This window comes from Aureimonas sp. Leaf427 (assembly GCF_001425485.1).
Classification (GTDB): domain Bacteria; phylum Pseudomonadota; class Alphaproteobacteria; order Rhizobiales; family Rhizobiaceae; genus Plantimonas.
Genome location: NZ_LMQW01000039.1, coordinates 1 through 5374 on the forward strand (window position 1 = coordinate 1; position 5374 = coordinate 5374).

General features: G+C 60.7%; 6 protein-coding genes. 3 read left to right on the forward strand and 3 right to left on the reverse strand.

Translation table 11 applies throughout. The annotated features are described in order from the left end of the window. The 3 genes from ASG62_RS17825 to ASG62_RS17835 form a co-directional block, all read right to left on the reverse strand. Positions 1 to 245: phage integrase N-terminal SAM-like domain-containing protein (locus ASG62_RS17825; protein WP_162247014.1), on the reverse strand; the 245-nt coding region annotated here is incomplete at its 3' end. A gap of 261 nt (positions 246 to 506) precedes the next feature. Further along, entirely contained in the window at positions 507 to 893 is a 387-nt protein-coding gene (locus ASG62_RS17830; RefSeq protein ID WP_056698600.1) for a type II toxin-antitoxin system VapC family toxin, read from the reverse strand. Positions 894 to 897: 4 nt separating this feature from the next. Further along, entirely contained in the window at positions 898 to 1146 is a 249-nt protein-coding gene (locus tag ASG62_RS17835; protein WP_056698603.1) for an AbrB/MazE/SpoVT family DNA-binding domain-containing protein, read from the reverse strand. A 218-nt stretch (positions 1147 to 1364) separates the two neighbouring features. Between ASG62_RS17835 and ASG62_RS17840 the strand changes: the two genes are divergently transcribed. From ASG62_RS17840 to ASG62_RS17850, 3 genes are all read left to right on the forward strand, one after another. Further along, on the forward strand, positions 1365 to 1952 hold the full coding sequence (locus tag ASG62_RS17840) for a recombinase family protein (RefSeq protein WP_056698606.1): 588 nt from the start codon (positions 1365 to 1367) through the stop codon (positions 1950 to 1952). 280 nt (positions 1953 to 2232) lie between these two features. Then, positions 2233 to 3945 (forward strand): AAA family ATPase, encoded by a 1713-nt coding sequence (locus ASG62_RS17845; RefSeq protein ID WP_056698609.1) that lies wholly within the window; start codon positions 2233 to 2235, stop codon positions 3943 to 3945. Next, complete coding sequence (locus ASG62_RS17850) at positions 3929 to 4762, forward strand: hypothetical protein (RefSeq protein WP_056698613.1); 834 nt, start codon at positions 3929 to 3931, stop codon at positions 4760 to 4762. The genes ASG62_RS17845 and ASG62_RS17850 overlap by 17 nt, the downstream gene beginning before the upstream one ends. The last annotated feature ends 612 nt before the right edge of the window (positions 4763 to 5374 follow it).

The window sequence follows — 5374 nt, forward strand, 5'->3', positions numbered from 1 at the left end:
GGCCTATGGAGCCGGAACGACGGCCGAGCTGCTCCGAGACCGGCCTCCTGAAGCGCGATCTGAAAGCGGCGCAGGTCTTCAACGCTGGCCGTGTCGGGCGAGCGTCCGAGGAACGAGGCCAGGCGTCCGACGTCGCGCAGGTAGTTGCGCTGCGTCTCAGCAGAGAACCGGCGCATCGTCATGTCGGCGATCAGGCGCTGGCGCAACGGACTGACCGCGGCGGCGGGAATGATGGAGGTCGTCATGGGAAGCTCCGTCCGGGTGAAGGAGCCAGGATCGTCCGCCCGCGCCAGGCGACGCTCAATCAGCGCTGCGCGCTCAAATCAGTCCTCTGACAACAAAGCCGCCGCCCCTCCCGCGGAAGTGGGTTCGTTCTTCCACCCCGTCCGGTCTCAAGCGGCAGAGGGAGTGAACGCCCCATGATCGCACGAAGCAGTCAACCGAAGGGGATGGGGCAGGGCGCAAGCCACTCCTGATCGCAGTAGGACCTGAGCTGCCAACTTCAATCACCGTAGCAGTTCGATCTCGACGTTGAGTTCCAAATCGGCCCATGCCCGATCGGTCGTCAGTGCCCGAATACCGCGAGCGACGGCGAGTGAGAGACAGGCACGATCTCCCAACGACAGTCCAGCGCTTCGGGTGACGCTACGAAGTTCACCAGCGCGTACCGCCTGCGCCCGATCGAAATCGATGATCTGAAGGTGAAGGGGTTCGAGCATGGCAGCCGCCAACTCCGGCGTCCCCCCGCGCTCCACGATCTTTGCCACGACCTCCGAGTAGTTGACGGCAGACATGACCGAACTGTCGAGAGAGGTCTCAACCTGCTCGGCGCCGTCCTCTTCGTTGAGTAGGCAAAGCAGTGCGGATGCGTCCAATGCGAAGCGTTCGGCCATAATTCTACTCAACGGCCGCTTCGGCGCGCCGATCCGCAATCAACTCGTCTGACAGATTGACGCCTTCGGGAACAAGCTGCCTCATCAACCTACGGGCATTAGCGAGGGCGAAACTACGCGATCGCACCCGAAGCTCGCCATCCGCAACTTCCAAGACAACGGTATCACCGACGTTCATGCCGAGTTCGCGGCGGAACTGGGCTGGTATGACCAGCTTACCTCCATCAACAATCTTCACCGCTTTTGTCACCATAACCCATCTCAACCACAATGCACCAGAACAGCCATCATACCAGAAACGCACTTCGGTTCTAGCCAGGCTAGATTGGTTAGCTGTCCCTTGCTCGAGAACGGTATACCGCTACGGGACAGTCTGTCGGTACGCCTCACGATGTTCCATAGCTGTCGAATCCGACTTCTGGTACAGACGATGCGTCTCAGCCACCGTTTTGGTACGAAAGCACGCCTCTCATGCCCCGTTTCGGCTACGCTCGCGTCTCCTCGACCGATCAGGACCTCACCATTCAGCTCGAGAAGCTGAAAGCTGCCGGCTGTCAGGTTGTCCGCTCGGAAAAGATGTCGGGCAAGTCCGCCGAGGATCGGCCCGAGCTTGCGACGGTCATGCAGTTTTTGCGTGAAGGGGACGAGCTTGTCGTCGTTCGCCTCGATCGTCTCGGCCGCTCGACCCGCGACGTCCTCAACCTCGTGCACGAGCTCGACCAGAAGGGCGCTTCCCTGCGCATTCTCGATCCCGAGCTTACAACAGGAGGCGATGTCGGGCGCATCGTCGTCACGGTGCTCGGCATGGTCGCCGAGATGGAGCGCAAGTTCATCGTGGAGCGTCAGCGCGCCGGGATCGAGGCGGCGAAGGTGAGGGGCATCTACGCTGGCATCGGACGCCTGAAGTCGGTGCCGGACGACGAGATCCGGCGTCGACATGCTGCGGGGGAGGGACCTACGCGGATCGCCAGGGCGCTGGGGATTGGACGGACCAGCGTCTATCGTGCGTTGGCAAACGTGCAGCCAAGAAGCGATGTGGAGGCAGCCGATGTCCAATAGGGGCTGAAAGCAGCCTGTCAGCCTTTAGCTCATCTAGATGCAATAGTGGTCATCGCGATGACAGGCGTAGCAGTCGCATTTCGCGCTTCGCTCCAACCGCTGCCGCGTCCTAAGGCGCATCGAGCGTGCCACGCGGGACAGACGTGCGACTCCTGGCGGCTTCGCAGAGTCCGCCGATGTGCGAACCGCTGGTCCCCCGCGTTCCTCTGGTTCTTCGGCTAGACTAGCGTACAAAGCTGGCCAAAGAAGCTGCCAGTCCTGAACGCACGCGAGGCTGACCGTGAAGATCATCTACCGCTCAAGAACGGACCATAAGCGGCAAGCGGGAGGCGGGTCGGAGCCTGTTCTCCAGCTCTCGTGGAATAACTGGGACGACTATGGCCATAAGACTAGCCTGGTTGCGCATCTCCAGCTCGTCGACGGGGAGCGACAACTTGACCCGATAAAAATTCTTGTTGCGGGAAAGAGCTTCACGGCGAACTATTTTGAAAAGCTCATCGAGAGCGGGTGGGATGGAGTCTTCCCCCCACCGGACACGCACTACATCTCCAATCCCAGCGGGATTACTTTCTACGAAGAACTCATCGCTATCGCCGGGCAGGACGCTGCGCTGGGTGCGGCCGAGACGCTGCATGACGCGTCACTACTGGCTCGAGTACGCGACAACGAGGAAGCTTTGGGACTGATCGCTTTATCCGAGTTCCGCTCTTCGCTGCTGCGCGAGCGCGGAAGCCAACGGGCATTCAACGAGGGCTGGAAGCTGTTCATCGGCGAGGATTCGACGGTCGAAGACTTTGGCTTCGCATTTCAGGATCGCGACGGGACCATACAGACGATCCTATTCGAGTTCGGATCGGAATCATTGCTGCCCCATGACGTCAGCCTTCTGATTGGCCCAAACGGGGTCGGGAAGTCGCAACTCCTCTATCAATTTGTCGAACATTGGCTCCAGGCAGGCGGTCCGCCGGACACTGGATTCGAGGCAGCTCCAAGCTTCGGGCGGTTGATCGCAGTGTCGTATAGCCCGTTCGAGCGCCTGCGCGTCGACACCGAAGGCCTCAAGCTCGCGGATCGGGCAGTCTACCAGTATTTCGGGCTGCGCGGCCGAAACGGCCCGCGCACCACTTTGTCGCTCGACCATGCCCGTGAGGCCGCGGTCCAGTCCCTCATCAGCTGTGCGCGGGACGACCGCCGTTTCAGCGGGATCAAGGCGTGGTCCGAGAAGCTGTGGACCCTGCACCAGGTGCTGGGTGAGGCCATCCAGTTCGATTTCGCGACGGTCGAGGTTCCCGCGACCACGAACAGAGAGACGTTTCAAGTCGCGCTTCAGGAGTATCACTCGCCTCTGGTCGAGATCCCCGACGTCGATTCCGACGGCAAGGCCATCACACGCCGCTTCGTTCGCATCGATCACGACACCGCCGGAAATCTCAACCTCGAGGCAGTGAAGCGTCACGCCAAGATCGTATCGGGCGTTTCGCTGTTCCGAAATGGGCAAATCCTGGAGATGAGTTCCGGGCAGCGACTCTTTTCGTACTTGGTGATCAACCTCCTCGGGTCGATCCGGCGCAACAGCCTCGTCATCATTGACGAGCCGGAGCTTTTTCTCCATCCGACGCTCGAACTCGCCTTGGTCACAATGCTCAAATCGATCCTCGCCCAATACGATTCAAAGGCCATCGTCGCCACGCATTCGCTGGTGCTGGTTAGGGAGGTACCACGCGATTGCGTCCATGTATTCGAGCACACCGATGAGGGGTTGTTCATCAAGCGCCCGCCGTTCCAGACGTTCGGCGGGGATATCCAGCGTATCTCGACCTATGTGTTCGGCGACAATTCGGTATCCAAGCCGTTCGAACGGTGGATCGAGGAGGCGTCAAAGGCTGTGGGCGGCCGTAAGGAGCTACTTGCGCGCTTCGCCCCCGAAGATCTGAACGAGGAGCTTCTGATCGAGCTCGGCGACGAAGTAGGGATCGATGATCCGGCTGCCTAAGCCCGTTATCGATATCGCTTCCTATGTAAGCGAGGTCGTTGCCGAGCGACAAAATGGGATAAACGCGGCCTTCTTCGCTGGGATCCAGGCGGAGTGGACCACCCGGTGTCAGCATTATGATATGAAAGCAGGCGATTCAAGCCAGTTGCCAACCTGGGCAACCGCACTTGGACAGGCGACTTCCTTCAAGACCCTCTATGCCTCGCCTGCCGAAGAGGCCGCACAAGCGCCGATCCTGAAGACGCTTCGCGATCGCAGCCTCACCCTGTGCCCGATGTGCGGCGAGGGCGGGACGCCCAATACGCTCGATCACTATTTGCCCAAGCAGGACTATCCCGATTTTGCCATCCTGCCGCTAAACCTCGTACCGGCGTGCGACATCTGCCAGGGGCATAAGCTCGCGCGCTATTCCGGGCCGAATGGCCGGCTGTTCCTCCACCCCTATTACGATGCGTTTCTGGAAGGACCGGTCGCGGCGCTGCGCATACACCCGCCCTATAATGCGCCGACGCCCGAGCTGCTCTGCCATCCCGGGGTGCCGGCGGCGGCCACTGATGTGGTGACCCGCCACCTTGACGAGCTGCAGCTCCATTCCCGGTTCAAGTCCTCCTTTAGGAAGGAATATATTCGCGTGCTCCGGCACGCGGCGAGGATGCGCAATCGGAATCGCGACGTGCACGCGGCCTTCGAGGACCTGCGCGAGCACGCCGCAGACAGGTCGGTGAACAGCTGGGAGCATATCCTATACGATTGCGTTGTGAACGATCCTGAACTGATAGCGTACCTAGCAGCAGGACAATTGCCGAACTACCTATAGCCGGGAAAACCCCCGCCCTTCAGTCGCTTGACTTGGGCGCGAGGAGCTCGCGCCGCCGACCTTTGCGCATGCTGGCGCCGAAGCGGAGGAGGCGCCAAACCTGCAAGCGGGGATAGTCCGAGGCCAGCGCCCGTCAGCTCGCCACCATTGTCGGAGGCGCCAATGCGCGCTTTCCAGAGGTTGTTACGCTGATCCTGCCGTTCATCCGTCCGATCCCGCATCTCGACACCTTGCCTATCGGATGAAGAAGCGAGGCGAGGAAGGGAAAGGTTATGCCAAACGTTTCCCGGCCGAAGCACTGGCCTTGCTCAACGCGTTGGTCGGAAAGGTCCACTAAAAACCCTCGTGGAACTTACGCGAACTACTTGAGCTCATCGCCGAGGCGCCGCCGCGCTGCGGCAAAGCGCCCCTGCCGGTCCCTGAGGCGCGAAGCCAGTGAGTGTGTGAATCGGCGTGGAATAAGGCCCCTGTTTTTGGGGTGATCGGCGTCCAAACGGGGGTCTGACGCAGTCTCGATGACGATCAGGGCGCTCCAAGGAGGCGAGCTTCCAGAAGATCGAGCTTAGCGCGACCGTACATCTGGCGCTTGACGAGCTTCAGGCGGTTGACATG

Coding starts and splice junctions, on each gene's coding strand:
- ASG62_RS17835 (WP_056698603.1), bottom strand. CDS start 1,146: ATGGTGACAAAAGCGGTGAAGATTGTTGATGGAGGTAAGCTGGTCATA.
- ASG62_RS17830 (WP_056698600.1), bottom strand. CDS start 893: ATGGCCGAACGCTTCGCATTGGACGCATCCGCACTGCTTTGCCTACTC.
- ASG62_RS17840 (WP_056698606.1), top strand. CDS start 1,365: ATGCCCCGTTTCGGCTACGCTCGCGTCTCCTCGACCGATCAGGACCTC.
- ASG62_RS17850 (WP_056698613.1), top strand. CDS start 3,929: ATGATCCGGCTGCCTAAGCCCGTTATCGATATCGCTTCCTATGTAAGC.